This is a genomic window from Pseudocolwellia agarivorans, assembly GCF_002000085.1.
In the GTDB taxonomy this organism is placed as follows: domain Bacteria; phylum Pseudomonadota; class Gammaproteobacteria; order Enterobacterales; family Alteromonadaceae; genus Pseudocolwellia; species Pseudocolwellia agarivorans.
Map to the genome: position 1 here is coordinate 1 of NZ_MUZU01000001.1, position 23,792 is coordinate 23,792.

Consider the following 23,792-nt stretch of genomic DNA (forward strand, 5'->3'; position numbering starts at 1 on the left):
AGGTTAATCGCATTCGTTAAGCTCTTGTGCTGCAGGCCTTGCCTGAAGCGAGATGCGCATTCTACGCGTCTCAGTTTTGATGTCAACAACTTTTTGAAATTCTTTTTGAAATTCTTTTTAAAAGATTTTAAAAGATTTTAAAAGTTATCTTTTGTTTAATCGACCAATTAAGCCTGACTAAACCTATCAAAACCGCCACTTCGCTGTCCTTATTCAGTGAACTAAGTATTTCCTATACTTACCTTCTCTGGGTTTCCCTGAAGAAGTGGAGCGCATTTTAGAGATTTTTGAGGTCACGTCAACACTTATTTTGAAAAAACTTTAAATTAATTTAAAGTTGTTTGATTAACAAACAAATCATACAAAAATCGTTCTTATTTTATCCAAGTCGTCAGTGTAAATGGTATCTAACTTCTGACTTTGTGAATGAACATGAGAAAATAAAACTTTCTTTTGTATTCCTGCAGACGTTGCAGCCTCGATATCTGACTGCTTATCACCAATAAATATACTTTGAGTTACATCTATTTGATATTTATTTACAGCTTGATTAATTAAACCTGGAGCAGGTTTTCTACAATCACAAGTTTTTAAGTAATGACCTATCGCTTTTTCTGGATGATGGGGACAATAAAAAACGTCCGTTATATAAATGCTATTAATAAAGAATTGTTCATTCATCCACTTTGTTAGTTTTTCAAAGTCTAACTCTGTATATTTACCTCGTCCAATCCCTGATTGATTAGTAATAACAATAATAAGATAACCTTTTTCAACAGCTAGCTTACATAAATCAAAGATCTTTGGCATAAATTCAAATTCTTCAATTTGATATACATATCCGTGATCAACATTAATGATGCCATCTCGGTCTAAAAATAATGCTTTTTTCATATAAATATATTTAGTAAATATTAACTTATGGCTATTTAACCTTTAAATAACAAAAAAGACGAGTAAAACTCATCTTTTCTTTCGTTACTGCATTCATTAACCTATAAGGATAATTACATACAAAGACCACCATCAATCTCAACAACTCTACCGGTAAAGAATTCATTTTCAAAAATGTATTTCACGGTATGGGCTATTTCATCAGCTTCGCCTAGGCGCCCTACTGGTTTCATTTTTTCTAGACGGTCACGCATTTCAGGCTTCATTGCATCTGTCATTGCTGTACGAATAACGCCTGGTGCGATTGCTCCTACACGAATACCATGTCTGCCAAGTTCTCTTGCCCATGTTATTGTCATTGCCACTACGCCAGCTTTAGATGCTGCATAGTTAGTTTGCCCCATGTTTCCACCACGAGCGATAGACGACATATTAATAATAACGCCTTTACGCTTTTGCTCAATCATGTGTACAGTGGCTTCACGACCACATAAAAACACACCGGTAAGGTTTACATCAATAACAGACTGAAATTGATCTAAAGACATTTTCTTAGCAACAACTCCATCTTTAGCTTTTACAAACATACCGTCGCGTAATATTCCTGCATTATTAATTAAGCCATCAAAACCATTAAAATCGGTATTAATTTGAGTAAAAGTATTTTCGACTTCAGATTCAGAGGTTACGTTAGCTAAATAGTATTTTGCTGTTGAACCTGCCTTTTCAACTAACTTGACGGTTTCAACTAATAACTCTTCGTTTAAATCTATTAAAGCTAACTTCGCACCGTAAGTTGCTAAATATACAGCCATTGAACGGCCTAATCCTTGTCCGCCACCGGTTATAACGATAACTTTATCTTGTAAATTCATGTAAATTCCTTAATCTGTACTATTAATTGGGGAAAAGAACCACGTCATCACTTCGGGTTCTATCTCTTTACAATGTTTATATGTCCATTGAGGATTTTTGTCTTTATCAATCAATTGAGCTCTTATACCTTCTTCTAATTCTTTATGCTGACAACATCGTCGAGATAAGTTCAGTTCAGCTTCAAAGCATTGAGCCTTAGAATATGTTTTTGTGCGTTGTAGTTGTTGGTATGCAATAGCAGAACTTAATGCACTCGCGTTATTAAATTTAACTTGAGCTTCTTGTAGCCATTTATTGTTATATTGAGTATTACTTAAGCTAGTTGCAATATCGTTTATATTATTAAGATTCATTAAATCAGCAATCACAGCTTGATTAGGTTTAATTAATGATTGAGGAATTTCAGCAGTAGACAACTTGTCAAAAGTGTTTAGTACCTTATCTACTAGGTTATAAGAGTCTTCACCTTCTGACCAGTCAATTTTACATAAAACGTCAATGACTTCTTCTTTATAGTTATGTTTAATTGAGAAGTTAGATAATCCTAAATAATGTGCATCAGCGGCATTAAAAAAAGCTCCAGTAATTGCCAAGAACTCACCTATTTTATGAGGCATTTTGTTTAAAAACCAGCTTGCACCAACTTCAGGGTATAAGCCTATAGCAACTTCAGGCATCGCCATTAGTGTATTTTCAGTAACGACTCTATGGCTAGCACCAGCAAATAGACCTAATCCACCACCGATAACAAAACCATTACCCCAAACAATAATGGGTTTTGAATATTCGTGAATATATAAATCTAAGGCATATTCTTCTTTAAAAAAATCTGATGATAAACTTTGCGTTAACTTTTTATCATCTAAAGGTGCTTTGTTATGTTGGCCTATTTTTATATCGTTATATAAGCTTACAATATCGCCGCCCGCACAGAATGCTTTTTCGCTAGTACTTTGTAATAAAACGGCACTAACATCCTTATCATTCTGCCAAGATTTTAACTGTGTATGCAATAATCTGATCATATCAAGATTTAGGGCATTTAAAGCTTTAGGATTATTAAGCTCAGCAATGCCTATTTTTTGATTATGACGACAAGTTAACTCTTTAAAAATAACTGAATTCATTTATTCATTCTCTTTTATTAATAGCCCCAAATCTATTACCTTAACTATAGGGCCTGTTGATCTTTCGAGTATGATTTTTGTTCAATTTAAAAGCGTTTTAGTCAAGGCAAACATTTTGTCACATAGTCATCTATGTAAAAAAGGTTTACAGATTATATGCTCCTGCATAATCTAAGTACCTACATCCATGTAGGCAACGAAGAATAAATCGCTTTTAAATGTACCCTTGGGCAGCGCCTGTTTGATATTTCTACATCGTTATAGTGATTTTATGTGGAACGACCACACATCAATCACTATGCCTCGTATAAAAATCAAACAGACTGCTGCAAAAACATACCTAAAAGGTCAACAGACCCTAATGGTTTGAGCTATTTATTTACCGAATATTAACTACATATTTCTACGGTATTGACCGCCAGCTTCAAATAAGGAGTTTACTATTTGCCCTAACGAACAAACTTTACACGCATCCATCATTAACTCGAAAATATTTTCATGATTAATAGCCGCAGCTTGCAGTTTTTTCAACAATATTTGCGCTTGGTCTTTATTGGCTTTTTGTAGTGTTGCTAACATTTCAATTTGATAATTCTTTTCTTCTTCGGTTGCACGAATAACTTCATCAGGTACCACTGTTGGTGAACCTTTAGAACTTAAGAAGGTATTTACTCCAATAATCGGGTATTCACCTGAATGCTTTAAGTGTTCGTAATGTAAGCTTTCTTCTTGAATTTTTCCACGTTGGTACATGGTTTCCATTGCGCCTAGTACACCACCACGCTCGTTAATGCGATCAAATTCAGTTAATACCGCTTCTTCAACTAAGTCTGTAAGTTCTTCAATAATAAAAGCACCTTGAATTGGATTCTCATTTTTCGATAGTCCTAATTCACGGTTAATAATCAATTGAATAGCCATAGCGCGACGAACACTATCTTCCGTTGGGGTTGTGATAGCTTCATCATAAGCATTGGTATGTAATGAATTACAGTTATCATTTATTGCATATAACGCCTGTAATGTAGTACGAATATCGTTGAAATCAATTTCTTGCGCATGTAATGAACGGCCTGATGTTTGAATATGATACTTTAACATTTGCGCACGAGGATTAGCGCCATATTTATTTTTCATGGCTTTTGACCAAATACGACGAGCTACACGACCAATTACTGCGTATTCTGGGTCAATACCGTTAGAGAAGAAGAATGATAAGTTAGGACCAAATTCGTTAATATCCATACCGCGGCTTAAGTAGTATTCAACAAAGGTAAAGCCGTTGGCTAACGTTAATGCTAATTGTGTTATCGGGTTAGCGCCAGCTTCTGCAATATGATAACCAGAAATAGACACTGAGTAGAAGTTACGAACGCCTTTTTCAATAAAGTATTCTTGCACATCCCCCATTAAACGTAGTGCAAATTCTGTTGAGAAAATACAGGTATTTTGCGCTTGATCTTCTTTAAGAATATCGGCTTGTACGGTTCCTCGTACTAAGGTTAAGGTTTTTGCTTTTATTTCTTGATAAATAGCAGGAGGCAATACTTGGTCACCCGTAACACCTAACAACATTAAACCTAAGCCATTATTACCTTCGGGTAAATCACCTTGGTAACTTGGGCGTTCGCAGCCCTTGTCTTTATATATTTTTTTAATTAACGCTTGAGTTTCTTTTTCTAAGCCTTGCTCAGTAATATAACGCTCACACTGTTGATCGATTGCCGCATTTAAGAAAAAGCCTAACAGCATAGGTGCTGGACCATTTATGGTCATTGAAACGGAAGTCATTGCATGGGCTAAATCAAAACCTGAATACAGTTTTTTTGCATCATCAAGACAACAAATTGAAACCCCAGCGTTACCTATTTTACCGTAAATATCTGGGCGTATAGCAGGATCATTACCGTACAAAGTTACAGAATCAAATGCGGTTGATAAACGTTTTGCCGGCATACCTTTTGATACATAATGAAAGCGACGGTTAGTTCTTTCTGGACCACCTTCCCCTGCGAACATACGTGTTGGATCTTCACCTTCACGTTTGAATGGAAATAAACCCGCAGTGTATGGAAATTCACCCGGTACGTTTTCTTGTAAGATCCATTTTAGGATGTCGCCCCACCCTTGGTACTTAGGCATACTGATTTTAGGAATGTCAGAATTAGATAGTGATTTAGAATGAGTTTGAATTGATAATTCTTTATCGCGTACTTTAAATTTGAACTCAGGGTCTTTATAACGTTGAACTTTAGTTTGCCACTCTTCAAGTAACAGTTTGTTTTTTGGATCAAGATCTAATTCGACTTTTCTATATAAAGTTTCAAGTTGCATAACTAACTGCTCAGAAACCTCTGTTTCTTTTGCTGTTTCAATCGCTTTATGAATACCGTAAAGCTTTTGCGCAACTTGTGATTGTTTTTCTACCCAAGCGTCATAACTACGATTGTTTTCTGATATTTCAGATAAATAACGAATACGGTTACCCGGAATAACACTACTTTTATTAGCTAATGTGCCTTCAATTGGCAAGATATCACCAACAACTAACCCTGCTTTATCATTTAAAGCGGTAATTACCGCATTATAAAGTTCAGTCATACCACGGTCATTAAACTGCGATGCTATAGTGCCATAAACAGGAACCTCCTCATCGCCGGCTTCAAACATGCCACGGTTACGTTTATATTGTTTCTTTACATCGCGAAGAGCGTCTAAAGCACCACGTTTATCAAATTTATTTAATGCGATGATGTCAGCAAAATCAAGCATGTCTATTTTTTCTAACTGCGTTGCTGCACCGTATTCAGGAGTCATAACATATAAAGAAACATCTGAATGTTCTTCAATTTCAGTATCTGATTGACCAATACCTGAAGTTTCTAAAATGATTAAATCAAAATCTGTCGCTTTCAGGATCTCTAATGTATCGTTTACATAAACAGATAATGCAAGGTTTGATTGACGAGTCGCTAACGAGCGCATATAAACACGATCGTTGTTAACCGCATTCATACGAATACGGTCACCTAACAAAGCACCACCCGTTTTACGCTTTGACGGGTCAACCGATACAATCGCAATTTTACTATCATGAGTTGCCATTAAAAATCGACGAATAAGTTCATCAACTAATGATGATTTACCTGCTCCACCCGTGCCAGTAATACCTAAAACTGGTGTAGTGCCTGTCGCCGCTATTTTACGAATTTTGTCTAAAACCGCTTTATTTTCTTCTGGTGCATTTTCTGCGGCTGAAATTAAACGAGCAATTGCTTGTTTATCGTTTTTCTTTAAATTTGCTACATCATCTTTTTTAACATTCATGCCTGTTTTAAAGTCGCAGCGCTCAAGCATGTCATCAATCATACCTAAAAGGCCAAGTTCACGGCCATCATCAGGAGAATAAATACGAGTAATTCCGTAATCTTGTAGCATTTTTATTTCGTCAGGCAATATTACACCACCACCACCGCCAACGATTCTTATATGTTCACAGCCACGTTCTTTTAATAGGTCGTACATATATTTAAAGTATTCATTATGACCACCTTGGTATGAGGTCATAGCAATAGCATTAGCATCTTCTTGTATTGCGGTATTTACCACTTCTTCAACGCTACGATCATGTCCTAAATGAATAACTTCAGCACCACTTGATTGTAAAATTCGACGCATAATATTAATTGCTGCATCGTGCCCATCAAATAATGAAGCCGCTGTTACAATTCTTATCTTATTTTTTAATTGGTATCGTTCGGTATTCATTTAAATATCTCACCCTATTTAGCTGAAAGATGCACAATGCGTAAAGCAAAGCCTAAAATTAGTACGTTATTGCTATTTTTATTTTGATAATAAAATTTAAACATACTAAATAAGGAGCTAAAATTGATTTTATTGTTATTTTGATGGACTATATTGCTATTACTTTCAAATAGGCAATATAAAATGAGTAACGCGCTTATTGGCAAACAAAGGAAGGTTGAACTAAAAAAAAACTTGAATGATATTAGGCTAATTATTCCTATATTTTTATTAGATAAACTGAAAGTACACCCATTAACAGAGGGCATGTACCCCATATCCCTTGGAAAATCTCAAAATAACTTTTATCAAATACAGCAAAAGCGAACCAGCAGCCATTGGCTTATTTATTCATTAACCGATCATGGAGTATTGCATTATAAAAACAAAGTAAGAAAGTTAAAACGTGGTGATCTTGTGGTTATTTCTCCAAATGAAGCATTTGAATATAAATTACAAATAGAAAATAAAAAAAACATAAAAATAGCACATAAAAACGCATTGTTTTGGATTAACTTTGATGGCTGTTTAGCTGATTACTTTGCGCAAAGATTATTAATGAAGATGGATGATGGTGTAGCTCATGTTGGCGCATTAACTAATATATCTAACGATTTTGATGAATTACTTGAGTTAGGCAGCAGAGGATATACCGCCACTAACGTTATTCATGCCGTTCATGTTTTACAACAATCATTAAGCTTTTTAGCACTGCAATTAAGACTTACGTCTTTTAACAATAATTCCTCTTTTAATTTAAATGATGTAGAAACGCTAATGCAGAATAATTTACATCAAGAGCTTAGTTTAGATGCCTTAGCCCATCACAGTCAGTTATCTAAATTTCATTTTCTAAAAAAATTTAAAGAACTTACCGATAGTTCACCTATACAACATTTTATTAATATGAAAATTCAAAGGGCATGTTTCCAATTAGATAACACGGAAAAAACAATTAAAATAATAGGTGGGGAATTGGGTTATAGTGATCCATATTATTTCTCCCGACTATTCAAAAAAGTTATTGGCATGTCACCTAAACAATATAGAGAGTCTAGACATCAATAAATTTATTTTTAATCAAAATCTTAAAAAATCCATCTAGATTTATACTATATAACACTATCACCAAGTAAAATTCCAGTTTATAAAACTTAATTAAGTGCCAGAAAAACTTTCAAAAGCTGTTAACATGACTCATATTAATAGATGTATTTTATGGTGTTCAAAGCGAGCAAAAAAGGTCATGTCGATAAATTGATAAAAGCAATATTTATGATACTGGATATAGTTCAATCACATTACATTCGATCACTTTAACATTTTTAGCTTGAATATAGACATAGTTTGAATAACATACAAACATTCCATTATTTAATCTGCGGGAAACTGATTTAAAGCGTGAATATTTTTTATCAGCCTCTCCTGATAATTCATAATCAAAAACATCATCATTAAAACATAATAAATCAAAAGTTTGAGGTTGCAGTACATTTAATATACTAGGAATTAAATAACTTAAATTCACATTAGATTCTATGCTTACATAGCTACTTTCAGCTTGAGGGGTTACATGAATAGTAATATATTCATCTGCTTTTATTGCATTAATTGAATATCCATAAGGTTCAAATACATGATCATCTATATCAAATCCTTCCAATAAATAATCAAGTCTCAGAAACTTTCGTATTTCCGTATTTTTTAAATTACGACGAGTTAACTCATTAGAAGCTTTATCGCTTATTTGATAAGCAAAAAACTCATAAGATTTATTAAAATGTTTATGCTGAATCCCCTCTTTTTTATGAAATAAATATACATGATTACTATCCATGTCGCCTAAACGTAATGCATCTCCTTCAACATACGTTTTAAGTTTTTTAATATCATCACTAAAAGAAGTAGGTTGGGCTTTCGAGTAATACTCATTTTTACGTTGATACGTCAAATATCCAATGGACTGTTTCCCCATTTGTTGAACAAAATATTCAACAGAATTAACTAAGCCTGTAACACCACAAGTTAATATTACAAAACGATTATGCCAAACAAACAAACTTGATTCAGATAAAATAAAAGCTTTGCATTGCTTATTATCTATTTTGGATAAAATTTTGGCTTGGCTGCAATCAATTAGTTCACTCCAAAAAACATCACTTAAATTGTTAATAAGGGAATATTTAGGATTATTAATTATAATTTCTACTCTTTTTTCTGAACCTTCAAAAAACATATAATACCTTTAATAAACATTTAAAAAGTAAAGCAGCACCTACCTTATTTGTTAAGGAAATACTTTTTATGATGTTATAAATAGAACAATCTTGTCACAAAGATAATGTGTTCATCATAATCACGAAAAAACAACTGCCTCGAGAGCTAAATTTCCTCCCACCTCATTTTATATTCAAGTGTTGATTGCTCTTCAACATAAAAACCATGCCTTATGTATAAATCTTTTGCGGGGTTATCAAATAATACATTTAACGTAATAGGCAATTGGTTTTCTCTCGCCTTTTTTTTCACCACATTTAAAACGTAACTGCCAATACCCTTTCGGTGAAATACAGGAAGTATTTGAAATTGTCGAATATGAATACGGTTTGAAAACACGCCTAATTTAATTAAGCCTATATTTTGTTGATGATTAGTAATAATAAATGAGTCATTAAAAAACTCATTAATACGGTTAATATGATCTTGCTCAGAAAAATTAAAACCCGCATTATTCAAATGCTCTGTCATTGTTGATTTTCTTAACAATAATAAAAAATCAATATCAGTACTTACCGCACGCCTAAAACCAACAGACAACTTCATTTAAATGTGAACCTCGCTTATTCTTACCATTAAATTAAGTATTAAATAGTAAGAATAAGCGTTTTATAAATAGAATAATAGCGAGATTAACAACTAAGTTGGAACCGTAACCTTAGTGCGTTTTCTCCCGCCCCATTGATATAAAGCTAAACCGCCCATAACAAACGAAGCTCCGATAATTAAATTGTCGGTAACTGTTTCATTATTAAGTAATGCGCCAAAACATATGGCAATAACAGGCGTTATCATAGTTATTAACGCTACCGTACTCGCATCTAATTTTTGTAATACATAATAATAAGCAATAAAACCGATTAAAGAACCAAATACGCCTAAGTATAAAATAGCTAATAACGATTTAGTTTCCCACTCATCTACTGGTAAAGTTCCATCAAAAACCAACCATACTGCAACAAAAAATGGGATTGAAAACACTAATGAGCCCACAGTTGAAGCTAACGCATTTATTTTTATATCAACACTCTTTACCAATACACCACTGATACTAAAAAAGAAAACAGCACATAAAACCGCAGCTATGCCTAAATAACTATCAGAAGATAAAGCGCCTGTTTGTGCAAAAACCTTGTCGTAACAAACTATAGCTAAACCGACCATGGCAAATAACAATGCAAACTTTTTGGTTTTACTAAACTTAGGTTCGTTTAATATTTTTTGAGCTAAAATGCCTGAAAGAATAGGCGCCAAACCAAAAATCAAAGATATTAACCCCGAAGAAATATACTGGGCTGCAACATAGGCAAACGACATACCACCAAAAATGCCAATGGTTGAATAACCATATAATTTAAATGCTTGTCGGTTTAGAGGAAGCTCTATTTTACTTACTTTTAAAATTAACCAGCCAAGCACAACAGCAATAACCATACGAGCTAGTACCGCCAGTGTTGGGTTAACTGTTTCGCTACTCCAAGTAATCCCTAACGGTGTGGTTGACCAAATTAATACAACAGCAAAATAAGCAGCTGGTACCGACATAATCTATCTCCTTGTTATACCTAACGGTATGAATGATGCCGAGAAATCCTGCAAACTTTACTTATAAAAAGACAAAAGCCGCAGAATTTTTGTTCTGCGGCTTTAAAATAATGAGTTACTTTATTATCAATTCACCACAGAAAAAAACATCCAGCGTTTGGCCGCAAAGACCACACGGTTAAGAATAGGATTTAATACTGTAATGAGAAGGTTAAACATATTTTATCGTTCTTTATATTTAATAAGTTAATAATAACTTTTACATAGTCGCGATTGTTAAAAGATAAGTCAACTTATAAAACAGTTTAAAAATAAAATTTTAATCATTAAAAACAAAGTCAATTACTCACGATCTAGTGTTTACTTTACGCCGTTATTATTTAAAGATACCTGTAATAATAACGAAAATACGAGTTTATCCATGTTATACACAACGGTTACATCTTCTCAAAAAAAATCTATATCTCTCGTTGCTCACGACAATATGAAAAAAGATTTGCTTTTATGGTGTCAAAAGTTTGAATCTAAGCTTGCAGCACACAAACTATATGCCACAGGTACTACGGGCACATTATTAGGTAAAAATACAAACTTAACCATTAATAAACTGATTAGTGGTCCATTAGGTGGTGACCAACAAATAGGCGCACTTATTACTGAACAAAAAATAGATATGCTTATTTTCTTTTGGGATCCATTAGAAGCACAACCCCATGATCCTGATGTAAAAGCGCTTCTAAGACTTGCCGCTGTATGGAATATTCCTGTTGCTTGTAATCAAGCCTCTGCTGACTTTTTGATTAACTCAACTTTGTTTGATACAGAATACGAGAAAAAAATTCCTGACTATGAAAATTACATAAATAGTAGAACGTAATAATAAAATCGCCTAAGCAATATCAATGAAGTTAATTTACCTACTTGGTATTGTTTAGCTCTTATCCCACCATTTAATTAAACTTATTTAACTTTAAAATTCAACAGCTTGAATAGCAATCGACACATATCGTCTACCCAGTAAAAAATATGTTATATACTTAGCAAAATAACCAACACTCATGCACTGATAATAAGCTCCCTAATGAAAAAAGTTTTAAGCTTTGGATTTATTAACATTCTATCTGAGAATATTGCCGAAATTATTATTAATAATAATGTCGTAATAACGCTTGAAATGGTTGATGAATACGAGCAATTTCTAACTGAGCACTTTAAAGGTGATTTTGGTTTATTAATTAATAGAGTCAATCATTACAGTTACACCTTTGAGGCTAAACTTACCATAGGTTCACTAGAGGGACTAAAAGCGATGGCCGTCGTATACTATAACGACATAAGTAAAAAATCGACCCATAGCATTTTAACAACCCGAGAAGTAGATAACTTTAATTTAAAAATGTTTTCAGGTTTAGAGCTTGGCTGGCAAACGGGTATAGATTGGCTTAACAAAGAACTCAATAATATTTAATAACATACGTAACAATTATATGATGCTCGATAACTTATCTAAAGTTCACTGGGTTGCTCATCGCGGCGATTGTGAACACCATATAGAAAACACATTAGACAGCATTAAAACGGCTATCAATAATGGCATAGAACATATTGAAATTGATGTTCAACTTACTCAAGAAGGCCTACCTGTCGTTTTTCACGATAACAACCTAAAAGCAATGCTAAATTTAGATACTTGTATGTCCAAAGTTAGCTTTTCACACATTAATAAGCAACCTTTAACGCCTCGTAAAAAAACAACAGTATTAAATAATGATTACTATATTCCTATGCTCTCTCAAGTGGTTTCGCTCATTCAACAATCCCCAAACGTAACCTTGTATGTAGAAGTGAAAAATATTAATTTTTGCTATTTTTCGTACCAGTATGTATATAAAACAATTATCAACACGCTAAAGCCAATTATAAAACAGGTCGTTATTATCGGGTTTTCTTATCGGTTTTTAAGACTCGTTAAAAAAAATTCAACGTTACCTATCGCGTATGTTTTGCCCAGTTGGAAGCACTACTCAATAAAAATGTTATCGAATTTAAAACCTGAGATTATTTTTTCTGATATTAATATCATCCCAACTACTGAAGAATTTTTTACTAAAAAAGAAACTTGGGTCGTGTACGAAATAAGTCATATTGAACAAGCAAGAAGACTTATAAACCAAGGCATTTACGGATTTGAATCCTTTACTCCTTCATTATTAAAAGCGATTTCAATAACAAAAGATAAATAAATACATGCTGTATTTTTAAAAACCATAAATCATCAATAGAAATAAACAACAAATGATTAATATTGGAATTACCATAATTATAAAAATAAAAGGTTTATATGGACATCAAAGTCAATGGCAAAACACATAACCTAGTTGTAGATAACGATATGCCCTTGCTTTGGGTATTACGAGACGAACTAAATATAAAAGGGCCTAAATACGGTTGCGGTATTGCCATGTGCGGCGCGTGTACTGTCCATATAGGTAAAATAGCCGTTCGCTCATGTACATTTCCGGTTGGACAAGTTTATGACGACATAACAACTATTGAAGGGCTAGGCACACCATCAGCCATGCATATCGTGCAAAGAGCTTGGGTAGAGCATCAAGTCGCGCAATGTGGTTACTGTCAGCCGGGGCAAATTATGTCAGCTGTTGCACTGCTTACAAAAAATACCTCTCCTACAGATTCAGATATAGACAACGCCATGTCTGGTAATTTATGTCGATGTGGTACGTACCCAAAAATTAGAGCCGCCATAAAAACTGCAGCGATCAATATAATTCAAGAAAAACACACCATGTCCTTAATAGGCACATCAGCTGAAGGTGACAGTAATGGGTAAACTAAAAACATTTACCCGCCGAAGTTTTTTAATTGGCTCTACCGCTATTGCAGGTGGCGTCGCTTTTGGCTATTACCAATACAAACAACCTCAAGACAATCCATTACTTAAATTTCCTAAACTTAACCAGTCTATAATCACGCCCTATATCAAAATTGATCAGCAAGGCGTTACTATAATTACTCCCCGAGCAGAAATGGGGCAAGGCATACACACAACGCTAGCGGCTTTAGTAGCTGAAGAGCTAGACTTAAGCTGGGAAACAATAAGAGTAGAACATGGCCCAGCATCAAGCACCTACCATAATGCAGCGGTATTAGAAGAAGGCTTACCTTTTGCTCCCACCAATAATGGCCTAATGGCTAACAGTATTAGAAAACTAACCAAAATACCGGCCAAGTTTTTAGGTATGCAAATTACAGGCGGATCCTCTTCAATTGTTGATGCATATGAAAAAATGCGATTAGCCGGAGCAACAGCCAGAGCCGTACTTATTGAAGCTGCAGCACAAATATTAAAAGTAGACAAAACAACACTCTTTACTTACCAAGGGCATGTTGTAAGTAGTAGCGGAGAAAAAATATCTTACAGTGAACTTGCACCTACAGCACAAAAAATAACACCACCTACAGATATACAATTAAAAAGAAAAGAAGACTGGAAGTTGCTAGGAAAATCGTTACCTCGTATAGATATGGTAGCGAAATGTACCGGAACAGCTGAATTTTCAATAGACGTTAATGCTGATGATTTATTGTATGCCACCGTTAAAATGAATCCGAATTTGGGCGCTAAGTTGATCGCCTACGACGATTCAAATGCAGTATCTATGACAGGCGTAAAACAGGTTATTAACCTGAATAACAAAGGTGTAGCCGTTATAGCCAGTAATACTTGGTATGCATTACAAGCCGCTAAAAATATAAGTTTTACTTGGGACAATGCTCCCTACCCTGCGTCAACAGATGAAATGTTCGAGGTAGTCAAAAATTCATTTACTGAAGAATACATAGACAGCACTCTCAAACAAGAAGGCGACGTAGACAGTGCAATAACGAATATAGATGAATCATTTGAAACAATAATAAAAGGTGAATACAAGGTTCCTTATTTAGCTCATACCACCATGGAACCATTAAATGCCACAGTGTTAATTGAACAAAATAAAATTCAAATATGGGCAGGTAATCAAAACCCCACACAAATAGTAAAAGAAGCAGAAAAAATCACAGGTCTAACTCCCAATAATATTATTGTGCATACCACTTATATGGGAGGTGGTTTTGGCCGAAGAGCAGAAATGGACTTTATTAAATACGCCATTGAAATAGCGCAACACACAAAAGGTAAACCTATAAAAGTTACTTGGTCGAGAGAAGAAGATACCACACACGATTACTACCGACCTTTAGCACTGGCTAAATTTAAAGGCGTAAGTACCAATCACACAATAAAAGCACTCGACTTGCAACTTGCTTGTCCTTCGGTATTAACCTCCCAAATGGGTAGAATGGACATTCCTTTAGCTGGGCCTGACGTTTCCATAGTACAAGCCGCTTGGGAGCAACCCTACAACATTGAACACTATCAAGTACGAGGTTACAAAGTACCTGAAATGCTACCCATTAGCTCGTGGCGATCAGTTGGTGCTTCGCAAAATGGATTTTTTCATGAAAGTGTTATCGACGAATTAGCCCATAGCTCAGGTATAGATCCCCTAACCTGTAGGCTCAACTTAATTAATCATCATCCCAGTAAAAAAGTGATAGAAGCTGTGGCTCAAATGGCAAACTGGCATACTAAGCGCCCTAAAAACATAGGATTAGGTATCGCTTTCACCTTATCTTTTGGCGTGCCTGTAGCTGAAATAGTAGAAGTAGAAAACACACCAAACGGCATAAAAATACTCAATGTATATGCCGCAGTAGATGTAGGTATAGCGTTAGATCCTCGTAATATTGAAGCTCAAGTAATGTCTGGTATTATTTTTGGATTATCCGCCGCCATGATGGGAGAAATAACGGTAAAAGACGGAAAAGTAGAACAAACTAATTTTCATCAATACGATGCCATTAGAATGAATCAAACACCTAATATTCAAGTAAAAGTGCTAGAAAACGGAGAGAAAATAAGAGGCATTGGTGAACCGGGTACACCACCAGCCGCTCCGGCTTTGGGTAACGCTATATTTGCCGCTACAGGTAAAAGAATTAGAGAGTTACCTTTTAATAAGTCCATTAACTTTGTTTAAAACATTCAAAGTATTAAGCAAAAAAAACCTAAGCAACTAAGTTACTTAGGTTTTTTATAAATTCAAAATATTACCGTTTAGTGTTCACGGTTAACTATTAAACAGGTAAGTATTAAACAGATAAATATTTATTTAATGGCAATGTTCTATATCGCTCGCCCGTTGCAGCAAATACCGCATTAGCTAAACTTGGTGCTAATGGTGGCACACCCGGTTCACCCACACCGCCCGGATAATTTCCGTTAGGAATAAGATGCACATGAATATTAGGTGTTTGCGACATTCTAAGCACTTGATAGTCATGAAAGTTAGACTGAACTACTGCTCCATTTTCAATATCAACTTTACCCATTAAAGCGAGAGATAAGCCAAAAATCATGGCCCCTTCCATTTGCGACGTTACTCGATCAGGGTTAATAACCGTTCCGCAATCAATCGCACAGTGCACATCTAACACTTTAAGTTGTCCGTTGGTTACTTCGACTTTAGTTGCCACCCCCACATAACTTACAAATGATCTATGTATTGCAATACCCCAGCCTTGTCCTGCTGGCAGTTTTTCATCAAAATTAACTTCTTGCGTTAATTTATCTAACACCGCTTGATAACGAGAAATTTCAATAGCATGCTTTTTTAAAGGTTCGTTATAGTTAAAATACTTAAAGTTGTACTCTTCTTTAGGATTAATTTTACGATCTGCGCCATAAATAGCCTTCAAAAACTTAGGTGTAGAAATATTTTGGCTATGAGCTAATTCATCAACAAAACTATGTAAAGCAAAGGCTTGTTGAATATTACATACTGAACGCATCCAACCTATTCTTACAGCAGCTCTAGCACTTGACGCTTCAGCTTGGTAATTTTCCATTTCAAAAGGTAAATCACCATAACCCATTCCAAGTTCAAAACCTTGAATACCTTTATCTTTAGGGCTAAACGTACTAAAAATTGAAGGATAACTAACACGCTGCAACCAAGAAATAATACCACCATTATCATCTAGCCCAGCTTTCATGTACTGAGCTGACCCCGCATGAAAGTAACCTGATTGAATATCGTCTTCACGTGTCCAAACAACTTTTACCGGCTTACCCGAAGCTTTCGACAAAAAAGCCGCTTCAAGTGAATAATCAGCTTTAGCCTTACGACCAAAAGCACCACCTAATAAGGTTACATGCACCTTAATTTTATCTTCAGTGGTACCTAGTAAGTTAGCGGTATGCTTCATAATAGCTTGAGGGTTTTGAGAAGATGCCCAAATCTCACACGAATCACCTGTTACCATAGCGGTAGACATTGGCGGCTCCATAGGCGCATGCACTTCAAAAGGTACTGAGTAACTGGCTTCAATTACAGTTTTAGCTTTAGCAAACCCCGCATCAACATCACCTTTCTTACCAATAACTTTAGTCGGTTTTTTCACTGTTTCAGCCATCATGGCTAACGCATCTTTCGAGTTATAGTCTTGGTTTTTACCTAAATCCCATTCTATTTTAAGCGCTTCACGCCCTTTCATAGCTGCCCATGTATTCGTTGCTAAAACAGCAACACCATTTAAAGGATTAAATACTACAGGCAAGGTTGTTTCAGGCATTTGAATAACATCAACAACCCCCGGAATTTTTCGAGCTGCAGAATCATCTAACGACTTAACCTTCCCGTGAATTACAGGACAACGAACAATAACAGCCGTTAATAAACCAGGCATTTCATGATCAATACCAAAAACCGTATTACCTGTAACAATATCGTCTAAATCTACAGCCGCTACAGGTTTACCAATAAACTTAAAGTCACTCTCATTTTTTAGTGTTAATAACTTAACATCAGGCACAGGCTGCTTAGCCGCTAGTTCAGCTAAATCACCATAAGTTAATTGCTTACCGGTAACCTTATTTATCACTACCTGATTTTTAGCTTCTACTTGAGCTAAATCAACCTGCCAAAATTGCGCCGCAGCACTTTCTAGCATGCGCTTTGCAGACGCCCCCATTTCACGCATTTTACTATAAAAGCTACGTATACTTGTTGAACCATCAGTATTTTGGCTACCGTAATCGTAATTACCTAAACCTTGTATTACTTCTATATTTTGCCAATCAACATCTAACTCATCAGCAATAATTTGAGTAATACCTGTTTTACTACCTTGCCCCATTTCAGAACGGTGATTAATTAAATGAATTCTATTATCACTACCAATAGAAACAAATAAGTTAAGTGTTTCAGGCGAAGTATCAACAGCTGTAGCGCCTTGTAAAGTAGAAGCTAACATATTCGTTTTAGCGGTAGCACAACCTAGTAATAAACCCGACGCCCCAAAACCACTATATTTTAAAAAATCACGTCTATTTAACTGAACTGCTTTCATGATTTACTCTCCATAGCTTTAGATGCATCTTTAATAGCTTGTTTAATTCTAGGATACGTACCACAGCGACAAATATTACCTTGCATAGCATTAGTAATATCATCATCAGAAGGCTTAGGATTAGATTCAAGTAACGAAAGTGCACTCATAATTTGGCCTGATTGACAGTAACCACACTGAGGTACATTATTTTCTTTCCATGCAATTTGAATAGGATGAGCACCAGTTTCGTCTACACCTTCAATCGTTTTTATTTTACTATTTTTAGCAATACCTACAGGTGTAACGCAAGAACGAATGGGCTCACCATTTAAATGAACAGTACAAGAACCACATAAACCTTTACCGCAACCAAATTTTGTTCCTTTCTTATTAAGCAAATCCCTTAATACCCATAATATAGGCATATCTTCAGGCGCATCTACTTCGTAATTTTTATCGTTAATATTTAACTGAATCATGGGCATTGAATTCCAAATAACTATGCTGAACATCTAAAATTTATAACCAGAATACTAACATTTTCAAATGTAATTACCATCATTCGTAATACGTATATAAAGATATTAAATATAAAATCAAATAAGCCTTACCTAATAAATTTAATGTAAAGCTACTACAGATAAGGAGATTTTAAGAATGATAGGTAATAAGTTTAAATGAGTTAGAAATACTTTGTTACAACTAATAAAGAGGAAGGCATATTAGATATTAAAATCTAAAAAAAATGGTTTGTTACAACAAAGCAACAAACCATATAAATACTTACAAATAAAACTAATTAATACTAATAAAAGTCATAATCACTCGTTTTATTATATTTCAACCGGTTGAATCCAGTTAAAAGTGTCTTCATGCGTACCGTACTGAATACCCGTTAACACATCATATAAATGCTTAGACACCGCACCCGTTTTTTGATTATTTACAACGTAATCTTTATCTTTAAAGCACAATACGCCAACAGGTGAAATAACCGCAGCCGTACCACAACCAAATACCTCAGTTATTTTACCACTCGCAATATCAGCAAGAATAAGCTCAATGTCTAAACGCTCTTCTGCAACTTCATAACCTAATGTAGGAGCAAGCTTTAACAAAGAATCGCGCGTAACACCCGGTAAAATACTACCACTTAATGAAGGCGTTACAATACGCTTACCTTCATAAACAAAACAGATATTCATCGCGCCTACTTCTTCAACATAACGCCCTTCTACTGCGTCTAACCAAAGCACTTGAGAATAACCTTTTTTAACAACATCTTCAGACGCATATAAACTAGCCGCATAGTTACCACCGGTTTTAGCTTCACCAACACCACCAACAACAGCACGACGGTATTTATCAGCAACATGCACAGCAATAGGCTCTAAACCACCTTTAAAGTATGCGCCTGCTGGCCCACAAATAATAAAATGCTGGTAATTAGAACTGGCACCTAAACCAAGTTTAGGACTTGTAGCAATCATGGTTGGACGGATATAAAGCGATGAACCGTTTTGAGACGGAACCCACTGATGATCTAAAGCGATTAATGACTTAATAGCATCTAAATGCAAAGCTTCGTCAACTTGCGGCATAACCATACGATTAGCAGAACGATTAAAACGTTTAATATTCTCTTCAGGACGAAATAAATTAATAACACCTGTAGGAGATCTATAAGCTTTTAAACCTTCAAAAATTTCTTGGCTGTAATGAAAGACAGCAGCAGAAGGATCAAGCGATAATGAATGATAAGGGCTAATTAAAGCATTATTCCAGCCAGATGTTTGGTCGTATTCTTGTGTAAACATGTGATCTGAAAAGGTAGTACCAAACGCAAAATTCTCAGGACAAGATCGGCGTTGATTCACATCAAGTGGCTGAATCGTGATAGACATTATATTTCCTCAAGTAAATCGTTAAGTTATTCGTTTTTTTTAATGATATCACCATACTCAGTGTAAACAGAAGATGCGCGTTGAAAAAACCTTCAAAAACGTAAATATTTTTTAACAAAAAACGTAATTAATTACTTATGGTTTTAAAGAAAGTATTTTGGCTAGATGTTTGATTTTTTAAGATATTAACAAACCTTATGACTCAATCAATTGATTTATATTTTTTAAATATTTTATCTGAATATTATTTGGAATAAAAACACATGCATTTATACAAACTAAAGCTTTACATAAACCAATATTAAATAAACCTTTAATTAAGTAGTTCTTCATACAAAATAGAAAAATCATTCAAATAAAAGCTATAGCTACTTTTATACATTTGAATTTAATAAAATTAAATGCAATCATATAGTCAACAATTAACAACAAACAAAAAAACATGGATAAAAAACTATCTAGACGGTCAGCCCTTAAATTTGTTGCAGCTGGCGTAGTTGCCAGTGGTGTAAGTGGTTGTGTGAATACGAATACAAAAACAAATAATCCGTCTGTAAAAACAGGTACAACAAAAACACAAGATAAATGGCATAAAACTCATAATAGAGTTTGGCTTGGCGGTGAGTTCTGGGCTAATCCAATGGAAGATTGGCAAGTTAAAAATGGTGAAGCACAATGTTTAAGTAAAGGTGGTAATAGAAGTATCCACTCTTTAACGCATCAGTTAACCAAGGTTAATAGCGAATTCAATATTTCAGTCAATCTAAAGCGTTTAGAACAAAACCTAAAAGACGGAGGCGCAGGCATTCGTTTAGGTGCTCGTAGCGATTTAAATGAACACAAGAGTAATTGCTTTGTTCAAAAAGGCTATGACTGTGGTGTATTAGGTAATAATTTAGTACTTGGCGATAAAAAAATACCACTCACTATTAATATTGAAGATAAAAGCATATCAATTCATCTTTCCGGCTCACCACAATTAGGTGCTATGTCGTTAAAGTTAGTCGCCAAAGATATTGCTTCAAATAAAATAATAGGTGAACTATTTCACTTAGAACCATCTGAAAAATTATTAGGTAATGTTGCATTAGTCAGTAATTTTTCAATTGCGTCTGTTACTACAAACCCACCCCCCATAAAGAACCAAGGCTGTCGATATAGCTTTAACCAATGGGTTTTACAGGGTGAAGCATTCTCAGTAACCGACGAACAAAAATTTGGTCCTATTTTATGGAGCATGTATACACTCAGTAACTCTCGTACTACTGAAGGTTATGTGATGAAAATAAATGCATTCACAGGACCTTTAGGCGATAAAGACAACCAAACATTAGAATTACAAGTTAAACAAAATAATAAATGGGTATCGTTAGGCAAAGAAGCATTGAATAACGATGGCTGGGTTGCCACCTTTAGAATCGCTAATTGGGATGAAACACGAGACACACCTTATCGTATTGTTTATATCGAAAAACACAAAGATGGCTCAGAAACTCCTGATATATGGACAGGGAATATAAAAGCAAACCCTAGCGATTCTAAGCTACGTATGGCTGCACTAACTTGCCAAAATGACATTGGCTTCCCCTATCAACCAGTGGCTGAAAACGTGGCTAAACTTGATCCTGACCTTGTGTTTTTCTCTGGCGACCAACTTTATGAAAGCCATGGTGGATTTGGTTATATTCGTAGTCCTGACACAAAATCTATTCTTAACTATTTAAGAAAATTTTATCAATTTGGTTGGGCTTTTAGAGACGTAATGCGAAACAGTCCAACGGTATGTTTACCTGATGACCACGATGTATTACAAGGTAACTTGTGGGGTGAAGGTGGCGCCACAATGAAAAACCCTGAAAAAGATTTTGGCGCTAGTATATTGGGAGGATACATTCAATCTCCTAGAGTCGTAAATACGGTTCACCGAACTAATGTTGGACATCATCCTGATGCATATGATCCAACTCCTACTAACGGAATTAGTTCGTATTATGGCGACTTAGTTTACGGTGGGGTTAGCTTTGCTATTCTTGCTGATAGGCAATGGAAAAGTGGACCAGAAAGTATTAATGTTGAAGTAGGCATTACAGGACAAAATGAAGATCCACTATTTATCAATCCAGCTTATAACCCGCCAGGGTTAGATCTATTAGGTAAACGCCAAGAAAACTTCTTAGAAAAATGGGGCAAAGACTGGAATGCATGCAAACTTAAAGCGGTATTAAGCCAAACTGTATTTGCGGGTATTGCCACACATCAGCCTAAACCAAACCGTTACTTAAAATATGATTTCGACTCTAGTGGTTTTCCAGCATCTGCACGTAATAAAGCAATAGATATAATGCGACCTTCTATGGCGTTACATATTTGTGGTGACACACATTTAGGCAGCTTAACTCAATATGGTGTTAATCAGCAACGTGACAGTAATTGGGCATTCTGTACTCCAGCAATTTCAGCGGGATGGCCAAGATGGTGGTTACCTGATGTAGCTAATATTCCTTACAAAAATAGACCGGCTCATCAGCTTGCTCAAACAGGTGAATACTTAGATACTTTTGGTAATAAAATTTACGTCTATGCAGTGGGAAACCCTGAAGTAGGACGCTCTGAAAATAGATATGTACATGCCCATGAAAAAGGCAGTGGTTTTGGTTTTATTACCTTTGATACAGACAAGCTCACTTATACTTTAGACTCATACCGCTTTTTAGTTGATGTTACTGATGGCAAGGCAAGTAATCAATTTCCTGGCTGGCCTGTAACTATTCACCAAAAAGAAAACCGTGGTGAAAATATAATTAGTTAACATACCCCCTAAAATATTGAGTTAGCCATAACTAACTCAATATACAACCAATACCTAAACTTAGATTATTGGCTGTTCAAACAATTTTTTACCTTCTTTTAAAAGCAGTTGTACAGCGGGATGTTTCACTTTTCTCTCTGGAGAAATAAGATAATAATGCTCAGTAATATCTGTCGTTCTACCAATTAATTTAACATCAAACTGCTCAATCACGTGTTTATCAATAATCGTTGGCGCACAAAATACACCATACCCTGCTTGACCAAAATAGTGCGCTAAAATAGAGTCATCAAATTCGCCAATAATAACAGGTGAAATATTTAATTGTTCAAACCAAGACAGCACACTCAAGCGTTGATTAGAGCCCTCTCCTGCAGTGAAAAATGGCGTACCGTTAAGTGATTGCGGAAAGTTTTCTATAAGCTTTTTAGCTAAACTTTCATGCGCAAAAAAGCTTAATCCACACTTCCCCACTAAATGACTATATGCTTTTAAAGGAGAATAAGGCGGTAAAGAGGTATCACTTAACACTGCATCTAATTTATTGGTAGCAAGTTCTCCTAATAACACCTCTAGGCTTGTTTCTTTACATACTAATTTTATCGACTCGTCAGTAGTATATATAGCCTTCAAAAAATTAAACGAAAATACTTTAGCTATAACGTCGGTTACCCCGATAGAAAATCGATAAGTAAAGTCGGTAGAATGGTTTTTTAATGAATTCAGTAATTCATCACCTAAGCTAAATATTTCTTGAGCGTAGCTTAACGTGACATGACCTATATCATTTAAAACCAACCGCTTACCTTTACGTTCAAATAACGGATACCCTAATTGCTCTTCCAGTAGGCTTAACTGAGCACTTAACGCCTGTGGTGTAATATGTATAGCACTAGAGGCTTTAGCAATACTTCCGTGTGTTGCAATAGTTTGAAAATAGTACAAATGATGGTAGTTAAGTTTAGCCATAACCTTTCCTTTATGAAGGATAATTCACAAAAATAAATAAGTTGATAATACACCATTATTATCAACTTATTATTGAGTACATCGCAACTTTATACGACTTTTATTGTTACTTTTATTTCTTTATAACTA

Annotated in this window: 18 protein-coding genes; 7 read left to right on the forward strand and 11 right to left on the reverse strand. The window is 35.0% G+C overall.

Translation table 11 applies throughout. The annotated features are described in order from the left end of the window. Window positions 1–357: 357 nt before the first annotated feature. The 4 genes from gmhB to B0X80_RS00020 form a co-directional block, all read right to left on the reverse strand. Window positions 358–894, reverse strand: coding sequence for a D-glycero-beta-D-manno-heptose 1,7-bisphosphate 7-phosphatase (gmhB, locus tag B0X80_RS00005; RefSeq protein WP_077337815.1), 537 nt, complete (start codon window positions 892–894; stop codon window positions 358–360). 113 nt (window positions 895–1,007) lie between these two features. Beyond that, window positions 1,008–1,769 (reverse strand): SDR family oxidoreductase, encoded by a 762-nt coding sequence (locus B0X80_RS00010; RefSeq protein ID WP_077337816.1) that lies wholly within the window; start codon window positions 1,767–1,769, stop codon window positions 1,008–1,010. A 9-nt stretch (window positions 1,770–1,778) separates the two neighbouring features. Next, entirely contained in the window at window positions 1,779–2,897 is a 1,119-nt protein-coding gene (locus tag B0X80_RS00015) for an enoyl-CoA hydratase/isomerase family protein (RefSeq protein WP_077337817.1), read from the reverse strand. 393 nt (window positions 2,898–3,290) lie between these two features. Further along, the gene (locus B0X80_RS00020; RefSeq protein WP_077337818.1) at window positions 3,291–6,665 is read right to left on the reverse strand and encodes a methylmalonyl-CoA mutase family protein; all 3,375 of its coding nucleotides are present in this window, start codon (window positions 6,663–6,665) and stop codon (window positions 3,291–3,293) included. Between the two features lie 183 nt (window positions 6,666–6,848). On the opposite strand from B0X80_RS00020, the gene B0X80_RS00025 reads away from it, so the two are divergent. Further along, window positions 6,849–7,772 (forward strand): AraC family transcriptional regulator, encoded by a 924-nt coding sequence (locus tag B0X80_RS00025; RefSeq protein ID WP_077337819.1) that lies wholly within the window; start codon window positions 6,849–6,851, stop codon window positions 7,770–7,772. Window positions 7,773–7,977: 205 nt separating this feature from the next. On the opposite strand, the gene B0X80_RS00030 is transcribed toward B0X80_RS00025, so the two are convergent. The 3 genes from B0X80_RS00030 to B0X80_RS00040 form a co-directional block, all read right to left on the reverse strand. Further along, entirely contained in the window at window positions 7,978–8,940 is a 963-nt protein-coding gene (locus B0X80_RS00030; protein ID WP_077337820.1) for a hypothetical protein, read from the reverse strand. Between the two features lie 146 nt (window positions 8,941–9,086). Then, window positions 9,087–9,527 carry a GNAT family N-acetyltransferase gene (locus B0X80_RS00035; RefSeq protein WP_077337821.1) on the reverse strand — a complete coding sequence of 147 codons (441 nt, stop codon included), beginning with the start codon at window positions 9,525–9,527 and terminating at the stop codon, window positions 9,087–9,089. A 93-nt stretch (window positions 9,528–9,620) separates the two neighbouring features. Beyond that, window positions 9,621–10,526 carry a DMT family transporter gene (locus B0X80_RS00040; RefSeq protein ID WP_077337822.1) on the reverse strand — a complete coding sequence of 302 codons (906 nt, stop codon included), beginning with the start codon at window positions 10,524–10,526 and terminating at the stop codon, window positions 9,621–9,623. A gap of 421 nt (window positions 10,527–10,947) precedes the next feature. On the opposite strand from B0X80_RS00040, the gene B0X80_RS00045 reads away from it, so the two are divergent. The 5 genes from B0X80_RS00045 (at window position 10,948) to B0X80_RS00065 (ending at window position 15,628) form a co-directional block, all read left to right on the forward strand. Continuing rightward, complete coding sequence (locus B0X80_RS00045; protein ID WP_077337823.1) at window positions 10,948–11,403, forward strand: methylglyoxal synthase; 456 nt, start codon at window positions 10,948–10,950, stop codon at window positions 11,401–11,403. Window positions 11,404–11,607: 204 nt separating this feature from the next. Then, window positions 11,608–11,994, forward strand: coding sequence for a hypothetical protein (locus B0X80_RS00050; protein ID WP_077337824.1), 387 nt, complete (start codon window positions 11,608–11,610; stop codon window positions 11,992–11,994). Between the two features lie 19 nt (window positions 11,995–12,013). Continuing rightward, window positions 12,014–12,769: a glycerophosphodiester phosphodiesterase family protein gene (locus B0X80_RS00055; RefSeq protein ID WP_077337825.1), complete on the forward strand. Its 756-nt coding sequence runs from the start codon at window positions 12,014–12,016 to the stop codon at window positions 12,767–12,769. A gap of 98 nt (window positions 12,770–12,867) precedes the next feature. Then, the gene (locus B0X80_RS00060) at window positions 12,868–13,377 is read left to right on the forward strand and encodes a (2Fe-2S)-binding protein (protein ID WP_077337826.1); all 510 of its coding nucleotides are present in this window, start codon (window positions 12,868–12,870) and stop codon (window positions 13,375–13,377) included. Next, window positions 13,370–15,628, forward strand: coding sequence for a xanthine dehydrogenase family protein molybdopterin-binding subunit (locus B0X80_RS00065; RefSeq protein WP_077337827.1), 2,259 nt, complete (start codon window positions 13,370–13,372; stop codon window positions 15,626–15,628). The genes B0X80_RS00060 and B0X80_RS00065 overlap by 8 nt, the downstream gene beginning before the upstream one ends. A gap of 112 nt (window positions 15,629–15,740) precedes the next feature. Here B0X80_RS00065 and B0X80_RS00070 read toward each other — a convergent pair whose 3' ends face one another. The 3 genes from B0X80_RS00070 to B0X80_RS00080 form a co-directional block, all read right to left on the reverse strand. Beyond that, entirely contained in the window at window positions 15,741–17,999 is a 2,259-nt protein-coding gene (locus tag B0X80_RS00070; RefSeq protein WP_077337828.1) for a xanthine dehydrogenase family protein molybdopterin-binding subunit, read from the reverse strand. Then, on the reverse strand, window positions 17,996–18,460 hold the full coding sequence (locus B0X80_RS00075; RefSeq protein ID WP_076419000.1) for a (2Fe-2S)-binding protein: 465 nt from the start codon (window positions 18,458–18,460) through the stop codon (window positions 17,996–17,998). The genes B0X80_RS00070 and B0X80_RS00075 overlap by 4 nt, the downstream gene beginning before the upstream one ends. Window positions 18,461–18,814: 354 nt before the next feature. Beyond that, window positions 18,815–19,885 (reverse strand): branched-chain amino acid aminotransferase, encoded by a 1,071-nt coding sequence (locus tag B0X80_RS00080; protein WP_077337829.1) that lies wholly within the window; start codon window positions 19,883–19,885, stop codon window positions 18,815–18,817. Window positions 19,886–20,327: 442 nt separating this feature from the next. Here B0X80_RS00080 and B0X80_RS00085 point away from each other — a divergent pair, with 442 nt between their 5' ends. Then, window positions 20,328–22,694: an alkaline phosphatase D family protein gene (locus B0X80_RS00085; RefSeq protein ID WP_077337830.1), complete on the forward strand. Its 2,367-nt coding sequence runs from the start codon at window positions 20,328–20,330 to the stop codon at window positions 22,692–22,694. Window positions 22,695–22,754: 60 nt separating this feature from the next. Here B0X80_RS00085 and nhaR read toward each other — a convergent pair whose 3' ends face one another. Next, window positions 22,755–23,663, reverse strand: coding sequence for a transcriptional activator NhaR (nhaR, locus tag B0X80_RS00090; protein ID WP_077337831.1), 909 nt, complete (start codon window positions 23,661–23,663; stop codon window positions 22,755–22,757). Between the last annotated feature and the right edge of the window lie 129 nt (window positions 23,664–23,792).

What these genes read in the sequence shown, in the direction of transcription:
- B0X80_RS00060 (WP_077337826.1), top strand. Translation starts at nt 12,868, where the DNA reads ATGGACATCAAAGTCAATGGCAAAACACATAACCTAGTTGTAGATAAC.
- B0X80_RS00030 (WP_077337820.1), bottom strand. Translation starts at nt 8,940, where the DNA reads ATGTTTTTTGAAGGTTCAGAAAAAAGAGTAGAAATTATAATTAATAAT.
- B0X80_RS00075 (WP_076419000.1), bottom strand. Translation starts at nt 18,460, where the DNA reads ATGATTCAGTTAAATATTAACGATAAAAATTACGAAGTAGATGCGCCT.
- B0X80_RS00035 (WP_077337821.1), bottom strand. Translation starts at nt 9,527, where the DNA reads ATGAAGTTGTCTGTTGGTTTTAGGCGTGCGGTAAGTACTGATATTGAT.
- B0X80_RS00025 (WP_077337819.1), top strand. Translation starts at nt 6,849, where the DNA reads ATGAGTAACGCGCTTATTGGCAAACAAAGGAAGGTTGAACTAAAAAAA.
- B0X80_RS00080 (WP_077337829.1), bottom strand. Translation starts at nt 19,885, where the DNA reads ATGTCTATCACGATTCAGCCACTTGATGTGAATCAACGCCGATCTTGT.
- B0X80_RS00065 (WP_077337827.1), top strand. Translation starts at nt 13,370, where the DNA reads ATGGGTAAACTAAAAACATTTACCCGCCGAAGTTTTTTAATTGGCTCT.
- B0X80_RS00055 (WP_077337825.1), top strand. Translation starts at nt 12,014, where the DNA reads ATGATGCTCGATAACTTATCTAAAGTTCACTGGGTTGCTCATCGCGGC.
- B0X80_RS00040 (WP_077337822.1), bottom strand. Translation starts at nt 10,526, where the DNA reads ATGTCGGTACCAGCTGCTTATTTTGCTGTTGTATTAATTTGGTCAACC.
- B0X80_RS00010 (WP_077337816.1), bottom strand. Translation starts at nt 1,769, where the DNA reads ATGAATTTACAAGATAAAGTTATCGTTATAACCGGTGGCGGACAAGGA.
- B0X80_RS00020 (WP_077337818.1), bottom strand. Translation starts at nt 6,665, where the DNA reads ATGAATACCGAACGATACCAATTAAAAAATAAGATAAGAATTGTAACA.
- gmhB (WP_077337815.1), bottom strand. Translation starts at nt 894, where the DNA reads ATGAAAAAAGCATTATTTTTAGACCGAGATGGCATCATTAATGTTGAT.
- B0X80_RS00015 (WP_077337817.1), bottom strand. Translation starts at nt 2,897, where the DNA reads ATGAATTCAGTTATTTTTAAAGAGTTAACTTGTCGTCATAATCAAAAA.
- nhaR (WP_077337831.1), bottom strand. Translation starts at nt 23,663, where the DNA reads ATGGCTAAACTTAACTACCATCATTTGTACTATTTTCAAACTATTGCA.
- B0X80_RS00050 (WP_077337824.1), top strand. Translation starts at nt 11,608, where the DNA reads ATGAAAAAAGTTTTAAGCTTTGGATTTATTAACATTCTATCTGAGAAT.
- B0X80_RS00085 (WP_077337830.1), top strand. Translation starts at nt 20,328, where the DNA reads ATGGATAAAAAACTATCTAGACGGTCAGCCCTTAAATTTGTTGCAGCT.
- B0X80_RS00070 (WP_077337828.1), bottom strand. Translation starts at nt 17,999, where the DNA reads ATGAAAGCAGTTCAGTTAAATAGACGTGATTTTTTAAAATATAGTGGT.
- B0X80_RS00045 (WP_077337823.1), top strand. Translation starts at nt 10,948, where the DNA reads ATGTTATACACAACGGTTACATCTTCTCAAAAAAAATCTATATCTCTC.